Source organism: Paenarthrobacter sp. NEAU-H11 (assembly GCF_050573415.1).
Taxonomy (GTDB): Bacteria; Actinomycetota; Actinomycetes; order Actinomycetales; family Micrococcaceae; genus Arthrobacter.
The window spans coordinates 1-23,179 of the sequence record NZ_JBNZGA010000019.1 but is presented as its reverse complement, the minus strand read 5'-3'; the positions used below and the strand labels follow the sequence as shown (position 1 = coordinate 23,179).

At 67.3% G+C, this 23,179-nt stretch carries 22 protein-coding genes; 14 read left to right on the top strand and 8 right to left on the bottom strand.

Annotated features, from left to right (window positions below):
• Positions 1-130 precede the first annotated feature (130 nt).
• Complete coding sequence (locus ACQ3DC_RS18560) at positions 131-976, top strand: CPBP family glutamic-type intramembrane protease (RefSeq protein WP_430752918.1); 846 nt, start codon at positions 131-133, stop codon at positions 974-976.
• Between the two features lie 29 nt (positions 977-1,005).
• The gene (locus tag ACQ3DC_RS18555; protein WP_430752917.1) at positions 1,006-2,043 is read left to right on the top strand and encodes a nitronate monooxygenase; all 1,038 of its coding nucleotides are present in this window, start codon (positions 1,006-1,008) and stop codon (positions 2,041-2,043) included.
• A gap of 11 nt (positions 2,044-2,054) precedes the next feature.
• On the opposite strand, the gene ACQ3DC_RS18550 is transcribed toward ACQ3DC_RS18555, so the two are convergent.
• From ACQ3DC_RS18550 to ACQ3DC_RS18540, 3 genes are all read right to left on the bottom strand, one after another.
• Positions 2,055-2,234 (bottom strand): hypothetical protein, encoded by a 180-nt coding sequence (locus tag ACQ3DC_RS18550; protein ID WP_157240971.1) that lies wholly within the window; start codon positions 2,232-2,234, stop codon positions 2,055-2,057.
• Positions 2,235-2,343: 109 nt separating this feature from the next.
• Entirely contained in the window at positions 2,344-3,384 is a 1,041-nt protein-coding gene (locus ACQ3DC_RS18545; protein WP_157240969.1) for an NAD(P)-dependent alcohol dehydrogenase, read from the bottom strand.
• A 112-nt stretch (positions 3,385-3,496) separates the two neighbouring features.
• Positions 3,497-4,717, bottom strand: coding sequence for a multidrug effflux MFS transporter (locus ACQ3DC_RS18540; protein ID WP_430752916.1), 1,221 nt, complete (start codon positions 4,715-4,717; stop codon positions 3,497-3,499).
• A 139-nt stretch (positions 4,718-4,856) separates the two neighbouring features.
• Between ACQ3DC_RS18540 and ACQ3DC_RS18535 the strand changes: the two genes are divergently transcribed.
• Positions 4,857-5,741: a helix-turn-helix transcriptional regulator gene (locus tag ACQ3DC_RS18535; protein ID WP_430752915.1), complete on the top strand. Its 885-nt coding sequence runs from the start codon at positions 4,857-4,859 to the stop codon at positions 5,739-5,741.
• A 12-nt stretch (positions 5,742-5,753) separates the two neighbouring features.
• On the opposite strand, the gene ACQ3DC_RS18530 is transcribed toward ACQ3DC_RS18535, so the two are convergent.
• Positions 5,754-6,896, bottom strand: coding sequence for a PQQ-dependent sugar dehydrogenase (locus ACQ3DC_RS18530; RefSeq protein ID WP_430752914.1), 1,143 nt, complete (start codon positions 6,894-6,896; stop codon positions 5,754-5,756).
• 498 nt (positions 6,897-7,394) lie between these two features.
• Here ACQ3DC_RS18530 and ACQ3DC_RS18525 point away from each other — a divergent pair, with 498 nt between their 5' ends.
• The 6 genes from ACQ3DC_RS18525 to ACQ3DC_RS18500 all read left to right on the top strand — a co-directional run bounded on the left by ACQ3DC_RS18525 (position 7,395) and on the right by ACQ3DC_RS18500 (position 14,565).
• Positions 7,395-8,510 carry an ABC transporter substrate-binding protein gene (locus ACQ3DC_RS18525; protein ID WP_430752913.1) on the top strand — a complete coding sequence of 372 codons (1,116 nt, stop codon included), beginning with the start codon at positions 7,395-7,397 and terminating at the stop codon, positions 8,508-8,510.
• Positions 8,507-9,364 (top strand): ABC transporter permease, encoded by an 858-nt coding sequence (locus tag ACQ3DC_RS18520; protein ID WP_321214450.1) that lies wholly within the window; start codon positions 8,507-8,509, stop codon positions 9,362-9,364. Before ACQ3DC_RS18525 ends, ACQ3DC_RS18520 begins: the two co-directional genes overlap by 4 nt.
• On the top strand, positions 9,340-10,110 hold the full coding sequence (locus tag ACQ3DC_RS18515) for an ABC transporter ATP-binding protein (protein WP_430752912.1): 771 nt from the start codon (positions 9,340-9,342) through the stop codon (positions 10,108-10,110). The genes ACQ3DC_RS18520 and ACQ3DC_RS18515 overlap by 25 nt, the downstream gene beginning before the upstream one ends.
• A gap of 25 nt (positions 10,111-10,135) precedes the next feature.
• On the top strand, positions 10,136-11,512 hold the full coding sequence (locus tag ACQ3DC_RS18510; RefSeq protein ID WP_430752911.1) for an LLM class flavin-dependent oxidoreductase: 1,377 nt from the start codon (positions 10,136-10,138) through the stop codon (positions 11,510-11,512).
• Between the two features lie 165 nt (positions 11,513-11,677).
• Positions 11,678-14,086, top strand: coding sequence for a molybdopterin oxidoreductase family protein (locus tag ACQ3DC_RS18505; protein WP_430752910.1), 2,409 nt, complete (start codon positions 11,678-11,680; stop codon positions 14,084-14,086).
• Positions 14,083-14,565, top strand: coding sequence for a hypothetical protein (locus ACQ3DC_RS18500; protein ID WP_430752909.1), 483 nt, complete (start codon positions 14,083-14,085; stop codon positions 14,563-14,565). Before ACQ3DC_RS18505 ends, ACQ3DC_RS18500 begins: the two co-directional genes overlap by 4 nt.
• A 27-nt stretch (positions 14,566-14,592) precedes the next feature.
• On the opposite strand, the gene ACQ3DC_RS18495 is transcribed toward ACQ3DC_RS18500, so the two are convergent.
• The gene (locus ACQ3DC_RS18495; RefSeq protein WP_430752943.1) at positions 14,593-15,447 is read right to left on the bottom strand and encodes a phosphatase PAP2 family protein; all 855 of its coding nucleotides are present in this window, start codon (positions 15,445-15,447) and stop codon (positions 14,593-14,595) included.
• Between the two features lie 79 nt (positions 15,448-15,526).
• On the bottom strand, positions 15,527-16,321 hold the full coding sequence (locus ACQ3DC_RS18490) for an oxygenase MpaB family protein (RefSeq protein WP_430752908.1): 795 nt from the start codon (positions 16,319-16,321) through the stop codon (positions 15,527-15,529).
• Positions 16,322-16,517: 196 nt separating this feature from the next.
• Between ACQ3DC_RS18490 and ACQ3DC_RS18485 the strand changes: the two genes are divergently transcribed.
• Entirely contained in the window at positions 16,518-16,922 is a 405-nt protein-coding gene (locus ACQ3DC_RS18485; protein WP_430752907.1) for an Hpt domain-containing protein, read from the top strand.
• Positions 16,923-17,026: 104 nt separating this feature from the next.
• On the opposite strand, the gene ACQ3DC_RS18480 is transcribed toward ACQ3DC_RS18485, so the two are convergent.
• Both ACQ3DC_RS18480 and ACQ3DC_RS18475 read right to left on the bottom strand, forming a co-directional pair.
• Complete coding sequence (locus ACQ3DC_RS18480) at positions 17,027-18,076, bottom strand: metallophosphoesterase (RefSeq protein WP_430752906.1); 1,050 nt, start codon at positions 18,074-18,076, stop codon at positions 17,027-17,029.
• 35 nt (positions 18,077-18,111) lie between these two features.
• A complete protein-coding gene (locus ACQ3DC_RS18475; RefSeq protein WP_430752905.1) occupies positions 18,112-18,972 on the bottom strand; it encodes a phosphatidylinositol-specific phospholipase C/glycerophosphodiester phosphodiesterase family protein in 861 nt (286 codons plus the stop codon).
• 184 nt (positions 18,973-19,156) lie between these two features.
• Here ACQ3DC_RS18475 and ACQ3DC_RS18470 point away from each other — a divergent pair, with 184 nt between their 5' ends.
• The 4 genes from ACQ3DC_RS18470 (at position 19,157) to ACQ3DC_RS18455 (ending at position 23,129) form a co-directional block, all read left to right on the top strand.
• Entirely contained in the window at positions 19,157-19,621 is a 465-nt protein-coding gene (locus ACQ3DC_RS18470; RefSeq protein ID WP_430752904.1) for a hypothetical protein, read from the top strand.
• On the top strand, positions 19,618-21,396 hold the full coding sequence (locus tag ACQ3DC_RS18465; protein WP_430752903.1) for a DUF5671 domain-containing protein: 1,779 nt from the start codon (positions 19,618-19,620) through the stop codon (positions 21,394-21,396). Before ACQ3DC_RS18470 ends, ACQ3DC_RS18465 begins: the two co-directional genes overlap by 4 nt.
• Positions 21,397-21,482: 86 nt before the next feature.
• Positions 21,483-21,797, top strand: coding sequence for a hypothetical protein (locus tag ACQ3DC_RS18460; protein WP_430752902.1), 315 nt, complete (start codon positions 21,483-21,485; stop codon positions 21,795-21,797).
• Positions 21,798-21,908: 111 nt separating this feature from the next.
• Positions 21,909-23,129 carry an IS256 family transposase gene (locus ACQ3DC_RS18455; RefSeq protein WP_430752901.1) on the top strand — a complete coding sequence of 407 codons (1,221 nt, stop codon included), beginning with the start codon at positions 21,909-21,911 and terminating at the stop codon, positions 23,127-23,129.
• Positions 23,130-23,179: the final 50 nt, after the last annotated feature.

The window sequence follows — 23,179 nt, the reverse complement described above, 5'->3', positions numbered from 1 at the left end:
CCGCCGTCGTCCGCTTGCGTTAACCGCCCGCCCGGCGAGGGGTTGACGCTGGCCTTTCCCTGCTCTGGTGGGCGGCAAGTAGACTGTGTGGCATCCAGGCCGGAGCGCCGCCCGAGCAACAAAGGTAACCATGAGGCAGCAACCACAAGCGCAAGCCGACACCGCCGTGGCGGCCGCTGGACAGCCGGCCGCGGCGTCACTTTCCTTGCTCCCGGCGGCCCTTGTGTCGGCATCGGGCTTCCTGCTCTTCGCATGGCAGGACCGCCTTTCCGGATTCCTGCTTTTGGCCACCGCGCTGGCCGTGGCAGCCTTCATCAGCCGCCGCCTCCTGGTTGACCTTGCCCTGATCGGAGTTGGACTGACGGCCATGAGCCTGGTCCCCATCACCACGGACATCAGCACCGAGCACATGGCGGTGATGGGAACGGCCATGGTCCTGGCCGTCGGCATCCCCTATTCTGTCTCGAGGTTCGTCACCAGGGACCACGCCATCCGGTTCCCGATCAGGACCGGAACGCCGTGGACGCGCGCCGAAAAATGGTACCTGCCGGCTGTCCTGGTGATCGGCTATGCCCTGATGCCCGTGTACATGATCAGCACCGGCGTCTACAACAACTGGCCCGCAGTGAGCGACCCGGACGGCATTATCCGGCTCTTCCTGGGGACGAACGTGCTGGGCATCTGGGACGAGCTCTTCTTCATCTGCACCGCGTTCACCCTGCTGCGCCGGCACCTCCCGGACTGGCAGGCAAACCTGCTGCAGGCGGTGCTGTTCACGTCCTTCCTCTGGGAACTGGGCTTCCACGCCTGGGCACCCTTCTTCATCTTCCCGTTTGCCCTGCTGCAGGCCCGGCTGTTCACGGTCACCAAGTCGCTGTCCTACATTGTGAGCGTCCACCTGCTGTTCGACTTCGTCCTGTTCCTGGTGCTGGTCCACGCGCACAACCGCGAGTGGATCAGCATTTTCCTGTACTGAACTCCCCAGCCAGAAAGCGGCCTGACATCTTGGATTCCTCCATCCCCAGCACACCCCGTTTCAGTGTCGCTTCCCTGCTGTTGCCCGTGGTCCAGGCGCCGATGGCAGGCGGGCCGTCCACCCCGGAACTGGCCGCGGCGGTAAGTACGGCAGGAGGACTTGGCTTCCTTGCGGCAGGCTACAAAACCGCCGCAGCCGTGAAGGCGGAGATCGGGACCACCCGTCAGCTGACCGACGGGCCCTTCGGCGTCAACGTGTTCGTCCCGCAGCCCTCGATGATCAGTCCCCAGGCACTGGACCGGTACGCACTGTCCCTGGCGCCGGAGGCGGAACGCCTGGGCGCCGCCCCCGGCGATCCGCGTCACGACGACGACGATTGGGACGCCAAGTTGGACGTCCTGCTGGAGGAGGCGCCCGCCGTCGTCTCCTTCACTTTCGATCTTCCGGACCCAGCCGTGGTCGCCGCCCTGCAGGAGCGGGGCGTCTGCGTCATCGGCACAGTGACCTCACGGCCTGAGGCACTCCGGGCAGTTGATGCAGGCATTGATGCACTCTGCGTCCAAGGGCCCGAAGCCGGCGGACACCGCGGCACCTTTGACACCGCCAGGCGGCCTGAGGATGAATCCCTGCACGGCCTGCTTGAGGAGTTGGCGGATCTCCAGGTGCCACTGATAGCGGCCGGCGGAATCGCCACGGGAGACGACGCCCGGGCCGCACTCGCCCGCGGAGCTGTGGCGGTCCAGGCCGGAACAGCCTTCCTGCGCGCCGACGAGGCCGGCACCAAGGCAGCCCACCGGACGGCCCTGGCCTCCGGGCGCTTCACCACCACCTCGGTCACCCGCTCCTTCTCGGGGCGGAACGCCCGCGGGCTGTATAACGAATTCATGCGCCGGCATGACGGCGAGGCCCCTTACGGTTATCCGGAGATCCACCACCTCACCGCTCCCCTGCGCGCCGCGGCCGCTGCTGCCGGGGATCCGGATTCCATGAGCCTGTGGGCGGGAACGGGTTTTAGGCACACGGTCGAAGGCCCCGCGGCAAGAATCCTCGCAGTCCTGCGGCCCTGACCGGAGCGGGCCTATTCCTCGCCCGTGTCCTGCGCTTCCAGGTATCTGTCCATGGCTTCGCACGCCCTTTTCCAGCGGGCGTTCAGGGCGTGCCTGCTCAACGGTTCGGACATGCCGTTGAGCACTTTCTCGATGGCATCGGATGCGGCGTCCCGGGCCCGGTCCTGCGCCGCCGGGGTGTAGTAGTTCATGCCGGTTATTCGTTGCGTCCCCGGCAGGGGATTGCAGGAGAAGGCTCCCGCACGCACCACGGCGGCCGGCCCCTTTCCGGGACCGGCCGCCGTCGGACGCGTTGTGCTGTTAGAGGGTGGCGGTGTCGATCACGAAGCGGTAGCGGACGTCCGAGGCGAGGACGCGCTCGTAGGCCTCGTTGATCTTCTCCGCGGGGATGACCTCGATCTCCGCGCCGAGGCCGTGCTCGGCGCAGAAGTCCAGCATCTCCTGCGTTTCGCGGATGCCGCCGATCATGGAACCGGCAAAGGAGCGGCGGCCCATGATGAGCGCGAACGCGTTGACCGGGAGCGGCTCCGCGGGGGCGCCGACGTTCACCAGCGCGCCGTCGAGGGTGAGCAGCTGCAGGTAGGAGCTGATGTCGATCGAGGCGCTGACGGTGTTGATGATCAGGTCGAAGCTGCCGGCCAGGTCGGCGAAGGTGTTCTCATCGCTGGTGGCGTAGTAGTGGTCGGCGCCCAGCTTGAGGCCGTCCTCCTGCTTCTTGAGCGACTGGGACAGCACCGTCACTTCGGCGCCCATCGCGTGGGCAAGCTTGACGGCCATGTGGCCGAGCCCGCCGAGCCCGACGACGGCAACCTTCTTGCCGGGTCCCGCACCCCAGTGGCGCAGCGGCGAGTAGGTGGTGATGCCGGCGCAGAGCAGCGGCGCGGCGGCGTCGAGTTCGATTCCCTCGGGAATCCGGACCACGAAGTCTTCGGTCACCACGACGTGGGTGGAGTAGCCGCCCTGGGTGACGGTGCCGTCGCGGTCCACGGCCCCATAGGTGCCGACGTTGCCCTTGAGGCAGTACTGCTCCTCGCCCTTCAGGCAGTTGGCGCACTCCTTGCAGGAGTTGACCATGCAGCCGACGCCGACGCGGTCGCCCACGGCGTGCCGGGTGACGGCGGGCCCTACCTGGGTGACGACGCCCGCGATCTCATGGCCGGGAACCAGCGGGTACTGCTGCGGGCCCCAGTCGCCGCGGACCGTGTGGATGTCCGAGTGGCAGATGCCGGCGAACTTGATCTCGATCAGGACGTCGTTGGGGCCGACTTCGCGGCGTTCGATGGTGGTGGGAATGAGGTCCTCAGTCGAGGACGGGGATGCGTAAGCCTTGACGGTGGTCATGGGTCTCCTGAGGTCTGTTTGGGGGATATTGAAATGCTACAGGCGTGCAATGCCGTCACACCGGGTTCCGAGGCCCGTAGAGGTGGCCCTGTTGTAACTGGTTCTGGCAGTCCTACCCTTGGCGGTTGTGCGGGCGGGCCAGGACAAGGAGCCCCGCCATGGAAAGCAGTGCCCCGCCAATCATCAGCAGCGCCATGGGAACGGCTGTGTCCTCGCCGCCCAGGCCCGCTAGGGGCGCCACAATTCCGGCGGTGGTCCACTGCACGAGCCCCAGGACCGCCGAACTGGTCCCCGGGTGCCCGGGTACCTCCGCCGAGGCGAGGGCGCCGCCGTTGGTGTTGATCAGGCCCTGGGCCACCATGAGGGCAAAGAAGCTGCCCATGGCCACCAGCAGCGGAGTGGCCCACCACAGCGCCCCGGCCAGCATGGCCACCCCCGCGGCAAGGGCGAGGAGCTGGCCCGCAAAGATGACTTTCCTCGTCGACACACGGCCTGCCAGGCGGGCAGACAGCAGGGCGGCGATGGTCATGCCGCCGGCGTTCGCGGCGAACACGATCGAATACATGACCGGAGACAGGCCATTCATGCCCTGCAGGATGAACGCGGACGTCGCCACATACGCGAACAAGGCAATGAAGGCCGACGACGCCACCATGACGTAGCCAACAAAACGGCGGTTTGAGAGCACGGACTTGGCCGCGCGGCCGAATTCAGCCAGCCCGCCCGGGTGGCGCTTCTCCGGCGGGAGCGATTCCGGAACGACGAACAGGGCACAGAGCGTCATGAGGATGCCAAGGGCTGCGAGCGTCCAGAACGTCACCCGCCACCCGGTCAGCTGCAGGATGACCGCACCGAGCAGCGGGCTGATGATGGGCGCAACACCGCCAATTCCCATGACTATGTTGAGTACCCGGACCAGTTGTGGACCGTGGGCCAGGTCCACAATGACGGCGCGGCCGATGACCATGGCCCAGCCGCCGCCAAAGCCCTGCAGGAACCGGGCCAGCATCAGGATTCCGACGTCCGGCGACACGGCACACGCAACCGACGCCGCCGTCATCAGGAGGGTGCCGGCCACCAGCGGCAACCGCCGCCCGCGCTGGTCGCTGAACGGCCCGCCCACCAGCTGTCCCAGCCCCATCCCGGCGAAGAACGTGGTCAGGGTCAGCTGCACGGCGGACGCCGTGGTGCTGAACTCCGCCGAAACGCGGGGAAAGGCCGGTACATACATGTCCGTTGCCAGCGGCGCCACGGCCGTCAGGAAGATGACCGTGGCCACCAGCGTCGCGGGAACGGCGCTCGCCGCCGGCGCACGCATGGTAGTAGGCAGCATGGTTTGATGCTCCATCCGATTGCTGGTTGAGGGGTCTTCTCCATCAAACCGGCCGCCCGCAGGCGTAGCGAGGGCCCTGCTGAAACGGGTTTTGGCAGACCCTCCTTACGGTTTCCCGATTCGTCGTAACGTGTCCTTTATGGATAACCGAGCCGAGGTACGACAGTTCCTGTCCACCCGCCGTGGACGCATCACGCCGGAGCAGGCAGGAATTGAACCCTACGGCGGGCGCCGCCGCGTCCCCGGGCTCCGCAGGGAAGAAGTGGCCAGGCTTGCCGGCGTCAGCGTTGACTACTACACGCGGCTGGAGCGCGGAAACCTCACGGGTGTCTCGGACAGTGTCCTTGACGCCATCGCCCGCGCCCTGGAGCTGGACCGAGCCGAGCACGACCATCTTTACGACCTCGCCCGGACAGCCAACACATCGGGACGCAAGCGGGCGGCGCCCCCGGTGCCGTCAGGGGTCCGGCCGGAGCTGCAGTTCCTGCTGGACACCATCACCGGCGCGCCGGCATTCATCGGGAACAACCGGATGGACATCGTGGCCGCCAACACCCTGGGCTACGCGCTGTACTCCGACATGTACCGCAGCACCGCCAGGCCCGCGAACCACTCGCGGTTCATTTTCCTGGATCCCCGGGCCCACAACTTCTATATCGACTGGGAGCGGGCAGCGAACATGAACGTTGCCATCCTGCGGCGCGAGGCGGGCCGGAATCCGCACGACAAGGGGATTGCCGGACTCATTGGGGAGCTGTCCATGCGCAGCGACGAGTTCCGGACGCGCTGGGCTGCGCACAACGTCCGCCGCCACTACGCGGGAACGAAACTCTTCCAGCATCCCGTGGTGGGGCTCCTGGAACTGAACTACCAGGTGCTGGGGCTGGAGGAGGACCCGGGGCATTCCCTGACCGTCTACCCGGCCACACCCGGCAGCCCCTCCGATGAGGCCCTCAAGCTCCTCGCCTCCTGGGCCGCCACCGAGAACATCGTGGAACTGGCCCAGGCCGGCCCACGGGGCTGACGAAGCGCCTGCTCATCTTTCGAGGTCGACGGCTAGGATCCGGTCGTCCCCGGGGCGGGGATCGCCGCGGCCGTCGGTGTTGTTGGTCAGGAACCACAGCCGGCCGTCCGGGGCCAGCGCCACGTCCCGGATCCGGCCGTACTCGCGGCTGAAATGCTCCGTGGATGTGGCGGGGTCGGAGACGGGGACGGACCGCAGGACCTGTCCGCGCAGGTTGGCCAGGAACAGTGTTCCGCCCGCGTGGGCCATGCCGCTGGGGCTTGCGGCTCCTGGCTGCCACTGCTGCACCGGGTCCACGAAGCCCGGCCTGCCCGCGATGCCCTCCACCGTTGGCCAGCCGTAGTTGGCGCCGGGCGTGATGATGTTCAGCTCGTCCCACGTGTTCTGGCCGAACTCGGTGGCGAACATGGTTCCGTCGTCCGCCCACGCCAGGCCCTGCGGGTTGCGGTGCCCATAGCTGTAGACCAGCGATCCCGGGAAGGGGTTGTCCGCCGGGACACCGCCGTCGGGAGTCATCCGCAGGATCTTTCCGGCGAGCGAATCCCGGTCCTGGGCGCTGTCGCGCCGGCTCGCATCACCGGCCGTCACGTAGAGCATGCCGTCGGGACCGAAGGCGATCCGGCCGCCGTCGTGGATGCTCGCGGACGGGATGCGTTCGAGGAGCGTGTCCGGCTGCCCCAGCGACAGTGAGCCCGGTTCGCCGTTGACCGGGAAACGTTGGACCCGGTTGCCGTCCGCCGCCGTCGAATACACGTACAGGTCGCCCTGGCTGCCAACGGCAAGTCCCAACAGCCCTGATTCTCCCCGTGCAGCTACACCCTGGACGGTTCCGATGGACCGCGCCGAGCCCTCAGGGGAAAGTTCCAGGACCTGCCCGCTGTTCCGCTCGCTGACCAGCGGCGTCCCGTCGCGGAAGACCACCGACCACGGAGCGTTGAGGCCCGTGGCCACCGGCTGGGGCGTGCCGGCGATGGCGGCTGCCGCTGCGGACGCGGGATCAGTTGCGGGGACGGAGGACGCCGGAGCGGATGGAGGCGTGGAGGAGGTCGCCGGTGCAGGGGACGTGGTTGCCGGCGCGGGTGACGGGGCGGCGGTGCAGCCTGCCAGCAGGATGCATGTTCCCGCGGCTGCCGCGGCGAGGACCCGGCGATCCATGTGTTTCTCCCGTCAACCGCATCCCACAACCCTTCCAGTCACATTAACCCGCATTGCGGATCATGGCGCCGCATTGCCCGTTTTGACCCGGGAATGGCGGAATAAGTAGCGCCGTTTCGTCCTGTTGAGCTTCCGTTTCGGGCCGCTGGCCAAGGCCTCGCCAGGCGTGCTTAGGTGTTTCAACGGCACCGGCCAGGCCCGTAAAAACAGCACCTGCTACGAGAAGGAGGACCCGATGCCTGACATCTCCAGCCGCGCGGACAGCGCCGCCACGTGGGGTCCGTGCTGTTGCAGCTTCCGAATGATTCCGTCCCGCCGAATGGCAGCACACCGGCGCTAGCTTCGGCAGCAGTTCCACAGGTCCCCAGCGCTGAGTTCCGGCGCGTCGGGCGCATTCGTCCGACGCCGGCACACTCCTACATCCCGTTTCGTCTTCCCGGTCACCGGGCGATTCGTCGCGCCCGGATACCCGCCACTCCACCCTTCGAAAGGCATCCCATGACCTTCCCCGCATTTTCCCCGCCCCGGCCGCCCTCCGTCCGGCCGTTCACCCGCCGCAAGGCGCTGGGCGCACTCCTGGCGATTCCCGCCGTCGGCCTCCTGACCGCCTGCGGCGGCACCGCCACAGCCGGCAACCCGGCCAGCCAGGCGTCGTTTGCCCCGCTCGCCACCTCAGTCCCCGGAGGGACCACCATCAAGGTGGGCGATCCCAGCATCCGCGTGGCGCTTGAGCTGTCCGGCCTGGTCAAGGACCTGGACGGCATCAACGTGGAATTCGCCAACATCTCGGGCGGTCCGCAGACCACGGAGGCCTTCAGGGCCAACGCCCTGGACGTCGGCTCCGTGGCGGACATTCCGCCCATCCACGCAACCTGGACCGGCCTGGACGTGCGGATCATCGCGAGCGCCTACCGCCAGGACGCCGTGAACCACCCACTGTACGAACTGGGCGTCGCTCCCGGCGCCGGCATCAGCAGGCTGGAAGACCTGCGCGGCAAAAAAGTGGCGTACAGCCCCGGACAGGCACAGGGCGCCCTGGTCCTGCGGATCCTTGAGAAGGCCGGGCTCAAGCAGGAGGACGTCAAGCTGGTGGAGCTGCCCAGCACCGGTGACGCCTACTCTTCGGCGCTGTCCGGCAAGCAGGTGGATGCGGCGCCGCTGGGCGGGGTGCAGATCAAGCGCTACCTCGCCAAGTACAGGGCCGACGGCGCCACCACCCTCCGGCACGGCCTGCGGGATGATCCGGGACACCTCTACTCCCCCGCCAAGGTCCTGGCAGATCCCGCCAAGGCCGCCGCCCTGGCCAAGTACGTTGAGGCCTGGGGCAAAGCGCAGCGCTGGATCGAGGACCACCCCAAGGAATGGCTGGAAGGCTACTACGTCAAGGATCAGGGGCTTTCCGCCGAGGACGGGCAGTACCTGATCGACGCCGCGGGCAAGCGGGACGTTCCCACGTCCTGGACCGAGGCCATCGGACGCCACCAGCAGACCATCGACCTGCTGGCCCAGGAACAGAAGAAGCCGCAGTTGAAAGCGGACGACCTCTACGACACCCGTTTCGAGGCCATCGCGGGCACCGCCTTCGCCGCGGCGGGCAAGGGAGGCACCGCATGAGCGCCGTACTGGAACGTCCCGCCGTCGAACCGCACCTGGACCCGGCGCTCGCCGCGCGCGAGGACGTGCGGCCCACCGGCCGCCGGCTGGGACCGGGAAAGCGGCGGCAGCTGGCTTGGCTGCTGGGCCCCTCGGTGCTGCTGTTGTTGTGGGCCGCCTCCTCGGCCACCGGGCTGCTGGATCCGCGCATCCTCTCCGAGCCCTGGACGGTAGTGGCCACCGCCGGGGAACTCCTCGCCGACGGCCGGCTCCAGGAGAACCTCGCCATCTCCGCCCAGCGGGCTGGCCTGGGGCTCTTCTTCGGCATCGTCGTGGGCGCCCTGCTGGCCCTGCTGTCCGGCCTGAGCCGCGCGGGTGAGGCGCTCATCGACGGGCCGGTGCAGATCAAGCGGGCCATCCCCGGCCTGGCCCTGATCCCGCTGCTCATCCTGTGGTTCGGAATCGACGAGACCATGAAGGTCCTCACCATCACCCTCGGTGTCTTTGTCCCGATCTACCTGCAGACCCACGCCGGGCTGCGCGGGATCGACCTGCGCTACGTGGAGCTCGCCCAGACCGTGGGCCTGGGCCGCGCCGCCTTCATCCGCAAGGTGGTCCTCCCCGGCGCCCTCCCCGGCTTCTTCCTGGGCCTGCGCTTCGCGGTCACGGGCGCCTGGGTGTCGCTGGTGGTGGTGGAGCAGATCAACGCCACCAGCGGCATCGGCTACATGATGGAGCTCGCCCGCACCTATGGCCAAACCAACATCATCGTCCTCGGACTGGCCGTCTACGGCCTTCTCGGCCTGCTGTCCGACGGCGCCGTCCGCTTCTTCGAACGAAAGGCCCTCTCATGGCAGCGCACACTGGCGGGCTGACCGCCGTCGCCCCTTCCGCCGTCGCCCCTCCCGGAACAATCAACGCAGTTTCGGTCCGCGGCCTGATCCGCAGCTTTGGCCCCAAAGGCGTCCTGAACGGCGTGGACCTGGACATCGCCCCCGGCGAGTTCGTGGCCCTGCTCGGTCCCAGTGGCTGCGGCAAGAGCACCCTGCTGCGGGCACTCGCCGGGCTGGACCACGACGTGCGCGGCAGCGGTGTGATCACGGTCCCCGAGCGCGTGTCCGTGGTCTTCCAGGACTCCCGGCTGCTGCCGTGGGACAGCGTGCTGGGCAACGTCACCCTGGGGCTGCGGGAGCACGACGCCGAGGCCCGGGCACGCAAGGCCCTCGCCGAGGTGGGGCTCGCCGGCCGCGAGAAGTCCTGGCCGCACGAGCTGTCCGGCGGCGAACAGCAGCGCGTGGCGCTGGCCCGCTCGCTGGTCCGTGAGCCGCAGCTGCTCCTGGCAGACGAACCGTTCGGCGCGCTGGACGCGCTGACCCGGATCAGGATGCACGGACTCCTCCGGGACCTCGTTGCCGCCCACCGGCCGGCTGTCCTGCTCGTGACGCACGACGTGGACGAGGCCATCGCCCTCGCGGACCGGATCGTTGTCCTCGACAGCGGCCGCGTTGCCACCGTCCGCACTGTTGCGCCCGACGTCGGAACGGCAAAAGACGCAGCCGGCCACGAAGCCCTCCGCCGCGACCTCCTCACCGATCTTGGCGTCGTCGGCACCACCCACTGAACCTCCAGACCCGAAGGATTAACCCATGACTGCCACCAATCGTCCTTACCGCCAACTCCACCTCAACGCCTTCCTCATGAGCACCGGCCACCACGAGGCCTCGTGGCGGCTGCCCGAAAGCGACCCGCACTCCAGCACCAACGTGGAGCATTACAAGCAGCTGGCCCGCACCGCCGAGCGCGGCAAGCTGGACTCCATCTTCTTCGCCGACTCCCCCGTCCTTTTCGGCGAGGTGGGCCGCCGCCCGGCCGGCAAGCTCGAGCCCACCGTGCTGCTGACCGCCATCGCCGGCGCCACGGAACGCATCGGGCTGATCGCCACGGCTTCCACCACCTACAACGATCCGTTCAACCTGGCCCGCCGCTTCGCCTCCGTGGACTGGGTGAGCGGTGGCCGCGCCGGCTGGAATGTGGTCACCACCGCCGGTCCGGACGCCGCCCGCAACTTCGGCGTGGATGACCAGCCCGCCCACGCTGTCCGGTACGAGCGTGCCGCCGAGTTCATCGAGGTGGCCCGGAAGCTGTGGGACAGCTGGCAGGATGACGCCGTGCTCGCGGACAAGGCCGAGGGCGTCTGGGGCGACGCCGAAAAGATCCGCGTGATCGACCACGAGGGCAAGCACTTCAGGGTCCGCGGTCCCCTCAACGTCCCCCGCTCGCCGCAGGGGCACCCGCTGATTGTGCAGGCGGGATCCTCCGAGGACGGCAAGGATCTCGCCGCCCGGTACGCCGACGCCGTCTTCACCGCGCACCAGACCCTTGCCGATGCGCAGGAGTTCTACCGGGATTTGAAGGCCCGAACCGCCGCCGCCGGCCGCGCCCCGGAGACCATCAAGATCCTGCCGGGCATCGTGCCGGTCATCGGCGCCACGGAGGAAGAGGCCCTGGAGCTGGAACGGGAACTGGACCGGCTGATCAAGCCCGAGTACGCCAGGATCCAGCTGGCCAAGACGCTCCGGGTGGCGCCGGAGGACCTGGCCCTGGACCGCCAGCTCCCCGAGGACCTGCCCGGCGAGGACGAAATCGAGGGCGCCAAGAGCCGCTACACCCTGATCGTCCAGCTCGCCCGGCGGGAGCGGCTCACGGTGCGCCAGCTGATCGGCCGCCTGGGCGGCGGCCGCGGGCACCGCACCTTCACGGGCACCCCGGTGCAGGTGGCGGACGCCATCCAGGAATGGTTCGACGGCGGCGCGGCGGACGGCTTCAACATCATGCCGCCGGTGCTCCCCTCCGGCCTGGAGGCATTCGTGGACCAGGTGGTGCCCATCCTGCAGGAGCGCGGCCTGTTCCGGACCGGCTACGCGGGCACCACCCTGCGGGAGCACTACGGCCTGGAGCGCCCGGCCAACCGCTTCGCCGGCGCTGTTGCGCCGGAGCTGGCCTCGATCGGATCGGCGTTCTGATGGGCCGGCACAGCCCGCTGAGGCGGCCACGTTGGTGCGGTGTTCTTCGCTGGTGGTCCGCGCCCGGGCTCTTGTGATGCGGTGGCGGCCTCCGTAAAGTCGGGCACACGTGGCTCCGGCGCCGCCGGGGACCAGTGTTTCCAGCTGGATGACCGGAGGACTGCTGTGGCCCGAGTGGACAGGATCACCGAACCGTGGGGAACCCGGACCCCGTATGGACCGGGCCAGGAGTGGCCGGCGCGGGTGGATTCACATCTTGCCGAGGGCCTGGAACCCTCCGACGTGGACCGCTGGGTCCAGGCTGCATCCTTGCTCCACTCCAACGGTGACGCGATGGACATCGCCGTGAAGGACGGGAAGATTGCCGGGGTCCGGGGCCGCGCCGGGGACCGGGTGAACCGCGGCAGGCTGGGGCCCAAGGACCTATACGGGTGGCAGGCGAATGCGTCGCCGGACCGGCTTACCACGCCTTTGATCCGTGAGAACGGCCGCTTAGTGGAAACTGGCTGGGACACGGCCATGGACAGGGTTGTGGCCAGGAGCAAGGAACTGCTGGCGGAGCAGGGCGGGAGCGCCATCGGCTTCTACACCACGGGCCAGCTCTTCGCGGAGGAGTACTACACGCTGGGCCTGATTGCGCACGGCGGCCTGGGAACCAGCCATGTGGACGGCAACACGCGGTTGTGCACGGCGACGGCGGCGGAGGCGTTGAAGGAATCCTTCGGCTGCGACGGGCAGCCCGGAAGCTATACGGACATTGACCACGCGGACGTCATAGCGCTCTTCGGCCACAACATGGCGGAAACGCAGAGCGTGCTCTGGACCCGGATCCTGGACCGCCTCGCCGGGCCGAACCCGCCGCAGATCGTCTGTGTTGATCCCCGGCCCACCCCGGTGGCGAGGGCCGCAACCGTTCACCTGGCACCGCGGCCAGGGACAAACGTGGCCCTGATGAATGCCCTCCTGCACGAGGTCATCGCCAACGGGTGGGCGGACGCCTCCTACATCGAAGAGCACTCGGTGGGGTACTCCGACCTGGAGGAACGGGTGAAGAACTACTCCCCCGCCGTCGTGGCTGGAATCTGTGACGTGCCGGAAGCGGACCTCCGTGAGGCGGCCCGGATCCTTGGCCAGGCGGAACGCCTGCTCTCCACCGTGCTGCAGGGTTTTTACCAGTCCCACCAGGCGACGGCTGCCGCGGTCCAGGTAAACAACCTGCACATCATCCGGGGCATGCTGGGCAAACCGGGATGCGGCGTCCTCCAGATGAACGGGCAGCCCAGCGCGGAAAACACCCGCGAATGCGGTGCGGACGGGGACTTTCCCGCCTTCCGGAACTGGTCAAACGACGCCCACGTGAAGGACCTGGCCCGGGTGTGGAACGTCGACCCGATGGCCATCCCGCACCAGTCGCCGCCCACGCACGTGATGCAGATGATGCGCTACGCCGAGGACGGCTCCATCCGGATGCTGTGGGTCAGCGGCACCAACCCCGCTGTGTCGCTGCCCGAACTGGCACGCATCCGGTCCATCCTGTCGCAGGACCGGCTGTTCCTGGTGGTCCAGGACATCTTCCTGTCCGAAACCGCGCAACTGGCCGATGTGGTCCTTCCGGCCGCCACGTGGGGTGAAAAGACCGGAACCTTCACCAACGCAGACCGCACGGTCCACCTCTCGGAGAAGGCAGTGGACCCGCCCGGCGAAGCGAAGCCGGACCTGGACATCTTCCTGGACTACGCGCAGCGGATGGAACTCAAGGACAAGGACGGCCTGCCGCTGGTGAAATGGGACAACCCGGAAGCGGCCTTCGAAGCCTGGAAGGAATGCAGCCGCGGGCGACCCTGCGACTACACCGGGCTGAGTTACGCGAAGCTGCGCGGACCCAGCGGAATCCAATGGCCCTGCAATTCCGCCAACCCCGAGGGTACAGAACGGCTCTACGCAGACGGCAAATTCTGGGCCCACCCGGACTACTGCGAGACGTATGGCCGGGACCTGGTCACCGGAGCGCCGGTGGAGCCGGACGAATACAAGGCGTTGAACCCCGAAGGGAAAGCCGTCATTAAGGCCGCCAAGTACCTGCCGGCCCACGAACTGCCCAGCGGGGACTTCCCGCTGCAGCTGATTACCGGCCGCACCCTCTACCACTTCCACACGAGGACAAAGACGGGACGTGCGCCCGAGCTTCAGTCAGCGGCGCCGGAGGTCTGGGTTGAGGTTTCAACGGCCGACGCCGGCACGCATGGAGTCTCGGAAGGAGACATCGTGGACATCACCACTCCCCGGGGCACCGTGCGTGCCCAGGCCAGGGTGAGCGGAATCCGGCGCGGGGTGGTCTTCCTGCCGTTCCATTACGGCTACTGGGACACGGCGGACGGGAAGGAACCGGCAGGTCACGGGCGGGCAGCCAACGAGCTCACCATCACGGACTGGGATGCAGCCTCCAAACAGCCCGTCTTCAAGACGGCGGCGGCCCGGCTCGTCCGCGTCGGGCCCGGGGACGGCCCGGCGCCTGCACCTGCCGTCACCGCATCCGCGCCTGTTGAGGCACCGGCAGCCGGGGGTGCACAGTGAAGATCGGGCTGGTCCTGAAAGAACTGCACCGTTCCGAAACGGACCTGGTGCATGCGCTGCTGCACGTTTCGGAACGGCACAAGGTGGACCATGAAGTCTTTTACCTGGCACGGGACCTGGCAGGCTGGTCGCGGGAGCACCTCCGTGAGCTGGCCGCCGTCGCAAAGGTTTACGGCCAGGACCTGGACCCGGAGCCGGCGGACGAATCCAGCGTGGGCATGAAGCTGTGGGAGAAGGGCAGCGAACTCCTTGGACGCGACAAGGATGCCGGGCTGTTCCTGCTGCAGGACCTGCGGGAAATCTACCTCAAGGCCTCGGGGGTATCCCTGGACTGGGAGATGCTGGCCCAGGCCGCACAGGGAATCAAGCACACGGACCTGCTTGACGTGGCGAAGAGGTGCCACCCGGAGACTCTCCGCCAGGCAAAGTGGGCCAACGCCAAGCTCAAGGAAAGCTCCACCCAGGTCCTCATCAGCTGACGGCGTATGTCCGGGGCACGCTGCGGGTCAGGGCCTGGCGGGCCCGGACACCGGCGCAGGCGGGTGCACCCGCGTGGTGAGGTAGAGCCGGTGGGCAGTGATGACCAGAGCCAGCCAGGCCGCTCCGAGTGCCCAGGCGCCCAGCACGTCCGTAAGCCAGTGGTGGCCGAGGTAGACCCGGCTTAGCCCCATGGTTGCCGCAAAAACCGCCGCCGCCACTCCCGTGAGTATCCGGGCGCGGGCCGTGGTGAGGCGGAGGATGATTAGGTAGGCCACGATGCCCGCGATCACCACGGAATTCAGGGAGTGGCCACTGGGGAATGAAGCTGAGTACTCGTAGGGCGGCACGGCATCGGCCAGGTCCGGCCTGGTCCTGCCCACCAGCTCCTTGCCCGCGATAGTCATCAGCAGCGAACCGATCCCGGCAACGAGCATGAGGATGACAGGGGTCACGGACCGGCGCTTGAACGCCAGGCCGGCCATGACGGCCAAAGCCAGCACCGGCATCCCGACGGTCCCGCCCACGTCCGTATAGGTGGTGACGAGGATGTCCAGTCCCGGGGACCTGAGCGTTTTTGCGCCGTCCAGGACGGGATGGTCAAGTCCGGCAACTCCATCGGCTTCGACGACGGATTCGTAGACCTGCGCGAAAACCGCAGCCAGCGAAACCGCCAGCGCTGCCCCGACGGCCAAGGTGATGATCAATACCGCGTGGGACCCGAAAAGGCCGCTGATGCGTTTGGCGACCGATGCCAGGAGCCGGCCCGGCCTGGTATCCCATCTGGTGAGGTCCTGCCCGCCAACAAAGCGGTCTTGGTGGACTTCGCCTTTGACCCCGGTTTGGGCCGCCTCCGGGTGGGGCGGATTGTTGCCTGCAACCATGTCTTTTGGCCCTTCGCTGCCGGAGATCAAGTTAGTAAGCAACCTTACCTTGTTCTGCCGGCGCGTCAGCAGGTTGGAACTACGCGGTCACTGCCCGGCGGGAGCTGATGTCGAGCTGGTTCAGGCAGTAGTCCTTGAACCAGTGCCGGATGCCCTGGGGCAGCTTCGGGTAGGTCACCGCCAGGATCTTGAAGGTGCGGTTGAAGCGGCGCTCATGGCGGTGGCTCCAAGCCAGGCCGAAGTCTTGGCGCAACTGGTCCGGCAGGAGGCCTGCGGTGAGGAACCTGGCGAAGGGCATGATGGCGAGGTACCACAGCGCCGCCCGCTTTGGATACAGGAGTCCCCGGCCAAAGCGCACGGCATTCTCATCAGCCCGCAGTGCACGCATCTTCCCATCCCAGTAGCGTCCAAACGCGGCCCTGTCCTCCGGCCACATATGCCCTGGCAGTTGCAGGGCCGTGCCCAGCTTCGCGTAATCGCGGTACATGGCGTCGGCGGACTCGTCGTCGAGTGGACCGTAGATTTTCTCGATGATGGTCAGCGCGGTGTCGTAGAGCGTCGCTGCCACCCACAGCTGAAGCCCGGCGTCGTACGCCTTGTACCCCGGCGACTCGTCATCGGCAGCCCGGCGCACAGGCGCGTGGGCGCGGTTGACCCTGCGGCGGACCTCCTTCACCTGCTCGTCGGTGCCGTAAACCACGGCGTAGACGTAGGTCAGGGTGCCCTTGAGCCTGTTGATGGGGCGGTCCGTGAACGTGCTGTGCTCGGCGACGCCCCGCCCCACCCCCGGCTCGGCAAGCTGCAGCAGGATGGCCCGCCCTGCTCCGGCAAGCAGGATCGCCTCCGCGCCCAGATCGGCAATTCCACTCACCATTGCAACAGGCTACCGGAGGGATGCAAGGTCGGACGATGGCGGCGGGCGCGAGCAGTACCCGCGAAAAAAATCGAGTACCCACCACTCGTGCCCTCCACCCTCTCTGCACGTACCGTCCTTCAAAAGCCCTGCGCACAAACCCCGCGGGTGTTCCGACTGTGAAGGGGGCGGTCATGAATGGCACGGAGGCCCTGCCATGACTCAGCCGGACGCCTATGCCCGGCCGCTCCTGGACCCCGCAGTGCTCGAACGGCTGCGCGACGATCTCGAGGATGACGAGGGCGTGTGGAAGGTTTTCGTGGAGAACTTCATCGCGCACATGCCCCAGCGGCTGCAAAAAGTACGGCTTTCGCTCACCACCGGCGACGTGGCCGGCTCCATGGACGCCGTGCTGAGCCTGAAAACGTCAAGCCAGATGGTGGGTGCCGAGAGGCTGGCAGCCTATGCCGCCGAACTCGAACAGGCGCTGCGCCGCCAGGCCGGGAGCGAGGACCCGGCCGTCACCCTGCCCCTCATCGCGGCGGACCACCTCCGGCGGATCAAGCAGTGCGCCCAGCGGACCGTCTATGTCCTGCAGAACCACCTGAAACAAGGGCATTGAACAGGGCACCAGGATAGGGCGCCAGGCTCCCTCACTGCATGCCTCCACAAAGCAAGCGGACGACGGCGGGACCTCCCGCCGTCGTCCGTTTGGAAGGCGTGGGGCTACCGGGTGAAGGGCACCTTTTCCCATGACAGGACCGGGCCGCCCGCGCTGTTCCCTGACGCGGTGAACCGGACATAGTTGGTGGCATTGGCAGAGCCGTCCACAGTGATGCGCTGAAGATCGTCAGCCGCTGCCTCCTGGCCGTAGACGTCCAGCCACGGCGAGCCCGGCGCCAGCGGCTGGTTCTCGGCGAACACGTGGCTGTCGCCGTTGATGAGGTAAACCGGGGCGTCGAACCGGTTGGTTTCCTCAACGATGGTGTCCACGATCTCGCGGAAGCCGGAGACGACCGCCGGGTTGGCGGACGCGGCAGCGAGCAGCGAGGGGTCGAACATGTCGGCCTGGGCCATCAGCACCACTGCCCTGTCGTTGCGCCGGGCGGCGTCACTGAAGGTGGCACGGATCTGGTCCAGGACAGCCTCGGTGCGGTACTCCACTTCGGCCTGCTGTTCGGGCGTCACTGCGGTTTCGCCGAGGCCGCTCCACGGCTGGAGCGAGTTGTTGCTGCCCTGGACGTTCACCACCGAAAAGGCAACCCGGTTCTCGGTGAAGCGGACATTCTCCGGAAGACCGAGGGCCTCCTGGGATTTGACCGGCATGGTGGCACCGAGGGTCTTGCCGGGTTCGTTGAAGAACACTTCCCTCAGCTTGGCCAGCCGTTCGAGCGGGTTGTAGGCGCCGTTGTTGGCGCGGTGGCAGTCCACCCACTCGTTGTCGCCCGGGGTGAACACCAGCGGGAGCTCGAACGTGTCGAACTGTTCCCGGATGAAGGCAAAATACCCGTCCGAGCAGACGGAAGATCCGTTCTTGATGTCACCGACGTGGGCCACGAAATCAAGGCTGCGGTCCGCGTTGAGGTCCTGGATGCGGGCAGGGAATTTCGCGATTTCCTGTTCGCCGTAGGGAATGTCGCCGATGACGCCGAAGCTGAAGGCGTCCTGCCCGTCCGCATCTTTGGGAGTGTTGTCGGCGGCGTATGCCGGCTGGGAGGCAAGGAGGCCGAACGCAAGGAGGGCCGCCGTCGTCGCGGTTGTAGCAAGGGTCTTCATAGCCACGGTGTTTCCTGTCTGCTGGCTCGGGGTGGTTACTGCGTGCGGGCCGTCAGGAACTGCTGCAGCCCCGCGAGGTCGTCCGTGTTGATGTGGTCCACTCCGGCGTCGACAAGCTCGTTCCACATGGCGTCCCGGGCCGGGCCGGCCTGGTCCGGGGTGGCCCAGAAGCGGACGCGGTAGCCGTTGGAGTGGGCTTCGGCAACGTAGGCGTGCAGCTTGGCGCGTTCGGCCTCCGGCATGGGTCCCACGCCCTGCCAGGTGAAGAGCTTGGTCCAGTTGTTGCTGACCAGGGGCATGAGCTCGGCCGGCATGCCGGAGGTGAGGTCGGCGGCGCGGCCGTCATAGAATCCGAACCTCTGGTCCTGCGCCTGCATGGTGGCCAGGGGACGGTTTCCGCTGATCACTGCGGTAACCGGGCCGGTCTTGGTTTTGCCCTGGCTGAAGCGGCTCATGATGTCGCGGTGCTCGGCGAGCTCCTGTTCGACGGCGGCGTAGGTGGCTTCGCCTTCGCTCTTGATGTCGATGAGGAGCTGCAGGCTGCCGTCCCACCCCGGGTACACGCTGTGGCCCTCCTGGCCGCGGACCAGGTCTTCCAGCGGGTCAAGGTAGAGGCTTTCAAGCGTGACGCCGGCCTTCACATCCTCGAGGTCGTGCGCCACCAGCAGTTCGCCGTCCACCAGCCAGACGTCGGCTTCAACACTGGTGAAGCCGTGCTCCAGCGCATCGAACAGCGGCCTGTCATGCTCATAGTCATTGTGGGCATGGGCGGCGGCCAGCGGCTGACCCAGGACCGGTGAAGGGCTGGAAGACTGGGCAATGGCCGCGGGGGCTGCGGCAGTCCCTGCCAGGGAAGCCAGGGCAACGAGGGCGGTGACGGCGCTTTTCACGAACACGGAGTTCTCCTTGATACAGCTGCGGGGATTCACTGCCCGGCTGTTGGGATGGGGCAGTGTGTGCGTGACAAGGATTGTTGGCGCGCAATAACACCCGAGGACCCCACGGTTGCGGAAAAGTGAACAGGAAGAGTCGGGCCTAAAGACACCAGCGGAACCAGCCCAAAAACGGCATACTGGCGCCATGACCGATGCAGCGCGAAAACCGGACCGGATCATCCTCGTGCTGCTTGGCATCATCGGCGTGCTGGTGGTGGTGGCCCTTGCCGTGGTGTTTTCCCGCGGCGACCCCGCGCCGCTGGATGAAGCCAGCCCGGCCGGCGTCGTCCAGCGGTACAGCACGGCGGTGATCGACGGCGATATCGCCACCGCAGAGACCTACCTCACCGATTCTGCCCGGACGGTTTGCCGAGGCTCCTTCTCCGGCGAGCCCCGCCCCGCGCGGGTTGTCCTGGTGTCGACGACGGAGCGGGACCAGTCCGCCACCGTGAAGGTCTCCATGGTCAACTCGTACCAGGACGGCCCCTTCGGCCCCTCAGAGTACGAGATGGAGGACATCTTCACCCTGGCCAAGGAGGACGGGAACTGGAAGATCAGCCAGGCCCCCTACATGCTGATGGCCTGCTCGGGAACGCCGGTGAAGCCATGACTTCCCCCGCGCAGCTGACGGCCCCGACGGCGGGACACGCCCAGACCACCCTGCGCCGCCTGATCCAGTACGCCCTGCTCTTTGCCTTGGTGCTGATCGCGGCGTCCGGCCTCAGCGGACTGCTGGAACGCCTGTTCACATCGGGGGCAGTCCTGGCCTCCACGGACGTGGCCGGGCTGGCCCGGTCGCTGGCATTCACCCTGATTGGCGGCCCGCTCGCCCTGCTTCTGTGGTGGTTTGTCTGGCGGCGGCTCGACGACGAGGCGGAACGCACCTCAGCCGGGTGGGGCCTCTACATCACGGCCATGTACGGCGTCTCGCTCATTATCTTCACCACCTCCTTCCTGGGGCTGGCCACGTCATTCATCGGACAGCGGGGCAACGACTGGGCGCCCACGCTGGCCAACACCATTGTTTGGGCGGCCATCTGGGCCTGGCACCGCTGGATGTGGAAGCACCCGAAGAAACCCACGGTGCACCTCGAGGACGTGCGTGCCGTCGTCGGGTCCGTGTTTGGCCTGCTGCTCGGTGCCGGCGCCGGGATCGCAGCCCTCGGCGGGCTCCTGGACGTCGCAATCCGCGGCTTCCCGCTGACCGTCACCGTTGAACCCTGGTGGTACTCCGTGCTCCGTTCACTGGTGTGGGCGGCCGGCGGAGCCATCGTGTGGTGGTGGCACTGGTTCAGGGAGGGCGGGCGCCGCTTCCAGACGGGCCTCGTTGACGTCATCATGATCGCCGTCGGGATCTTTGCTGCCGGCATCACGGCCCTTGGCGGCGCGGGCGTGGTCCTGTTTGTGCTCCTGCGCCTGGCGTTCGACCGGAACAATCCCCTGAACGAACTGCTCGAGCCATTGGCCCCGGCCATTGCCGCGGCGCTCGTGGGGGCGCTGGTGTGGCGGTACCACCGCACGGCCTCGATCCGCCGTTCCCCCGGCACCATGCGGGCAAGCCTGCTGGTCACGTCGGCCGTGGCCCTCGCTGCCGCCGCTTCCGGGGTGGGCGTTGTGGTCAACGCGCTGCTGGCTGCGGCCGTGTCGCCGCTGGCGGAAGGGGCCACGCGGACCCTGCTGCTTGGCGGTCTCAGTTCCCTCGTGGTGGGCGGGCCTGTCTGGTGGCTGGCGTGGAAGCCCCTGAAGCAGCCGCGGGCTGCCGAGGACATTCCGCCCGGACGCCGCGTCTACCACATCGCATTCTTTGGAGTCAGCGCGGTGGTTGCACTCATCACGCTCCTGGTGATCGGCTACCGGCTCTTCGAATTCCTGCTCGGGGACGTCACCGGCGGCAGCCTCCTGGACCGCATCCGTGCACCGTTCGGGCTCCTGGTGGCCGCCGGCCTGGTAGCGGGCTACCACTTCGCGCTGTGGCGGCACGACCGTGCCCTCCTCGCCGCCGCGCGGCCCGCCAGGAAACGCACCGTCGACGCAGTCACGGTTGTCACTGCGCCCCAGGCGGACGCGGAGGCTTTGGCAGCGGGCATCGCTGAAGCCACCGGCGGCGCCAGGGTCACCTTATGGCTGCGGACGGACGACGGCGGCTCCGCCCTTCCGGCGTCAGGTCCGGCCTCCGGCGGGGCTGGTACCGGGGCTGGTACTGCGGCGGGTGACATTGCTGCGGGTGATTCTGCTGCGGCGGAAACTTCGCCGCCATCCGGCGACGTCATTCCGCGCATCGCTGCGGCGTTGGAAGGCGTCGCGTCCCGGCACGTCCTGGTAATCCTGGGCCCGGCGGCGCGGCTGGAAGTCATCCCGCTGGCCGATGCCGGTTCCCGGCGCTAGCTGTTCTGGGAGCGGCCGCCCACGTTGGCGCCTGCTTAACAACGCACGCGCAGAAAAATGTCAGACCCTCCCGCGACGATATAGGTATGGGAAACGGCGCGGGGACTAACGCGGGGGCTGCGGTGGTGATGGAGGGTATTCATGCCTCTGTTGGCGCCCTTGACTCGCTGTTCCTCGAGGAAGCCCGGCTGGATGCTGTGACTGCTGGTTCCAGTCCTGCTGCTGATTTTGGTCCTGCTGTTCCTGCTGCCCCGGACCCTGTTGTGGATGTCCTGCAGCGGAAGATCGATAACCGGCTGGAGCGCCTGGCGGTTGTAGCGCGGCTGGAGGCACAGCTGGCCGCGGCCAAGGCCCGGGACGCGGCGGAGATCCTCGAACTCCAGCAGAGGGTGTTTCATTGAGTGTGTAAGGGTCCGGTCTCTAACTAGGGTTTGACCTGCGGTTTCACCCCTGAAAGGACGGGCCCTCTTGGCCGAAATCAGTATGACCACCAACCCCCTTGAAGGCGTCTTTTGAGCGCCGACCAGATCGACGCCCTCGTCACGGCAGCGGAGGACCTCGGAGAGGGCCGCAACGGTGTTGAAGAGCTCCTCTCCCGGATGACCCGCGCGGTCCTGGAACGGGCCTTGGAAACGGAGATGAGCGACCACCTCGGCTACGAGTCCGGGGACCCCGCAGGGCAGGGCACGGGCAATTCCCGCAACGGCAAGACCACCAAGAGCGTTCAGACCCTCCAGGGGCCGGTGCAGGTCACCGTGCCACGGGACCGGAACAGCTCCTTCGAACCGGTCATCGTGCCCAAGCGGGCCCGCCGGCTGGGCAAGGTCGAAGACATGATCCTGTCCCTTTACGCCCGCGGAATGAGCACCCGGGATATCGGCTCCCACCTCGATGAAATCTACGGGACCAAGGTCTCCGCGGCGACAATTTCGAGGGTGACCGACGTGATTGCCGATGAGCTCGCCCAGTGGCAGAACCGGCCGCTGGAGTCCGTGTATCCGATCGTCTACATCGACGCGATCTGGCTGAAAATCAGGGACGGCGGCGTGGTGGTGAACAAGGCCTGCCACGTGGCCGTGGGCGTGGACGTAGAGGGCCGCAAGCAGGTCCTGGGCCTGTGGCTGGGCACCAGCGAAGGGGCGAAGTTCTGGGCCAACGTGCTCACCGAGATCCGTAACCGCGGAGCCGCCGACATCCTGATCCTGTGCTGCGACGGGCTCACCGGGCTGCCGGCAGCGGTGAACAGCATCTACCCCCAAACCGTCGTGCAGACCTGCGTCGTGCACCTGCTGCGCTCGGCCATGAAATACGCCTCCTACGGTGCACGCAAAGCCATGGCCCGGGACATGCGCCCGATCTACACCGCACCGACCGTGCAGGCGGCCGAGCTGGCCATGGAGGCCTTCGCGGAGACCTGGCAGAGCACAGCTCCCGGGGCGGTGCTGGCCTGGCGGAACGCTTGGGAAGACTTCACCCCGTTCCTGGCTTTCACCCCCGAGATCCGCAAAGTCATCTACACCACGAACCAGATCGAATCGATCAACTACCAACTGCGGAAGATCACCAAAACCAGGGGCTCATTTCCCTCCGACGAGGCCGCGATCAAGCTGGTCTACCTCGGGATCAGAAACATCGAGACCACCCGCGGCGGCGAGCTCGGAACCGGCACCCAAGGCTGGCACCAGGCACTGAACGCTTTCGCCGTTCAATTCCCCAACCGGCTTCCGATCTGACCACCCGGCAGACCGGATAACCGACCGGTCCCTTACACAGAAAACTTGAC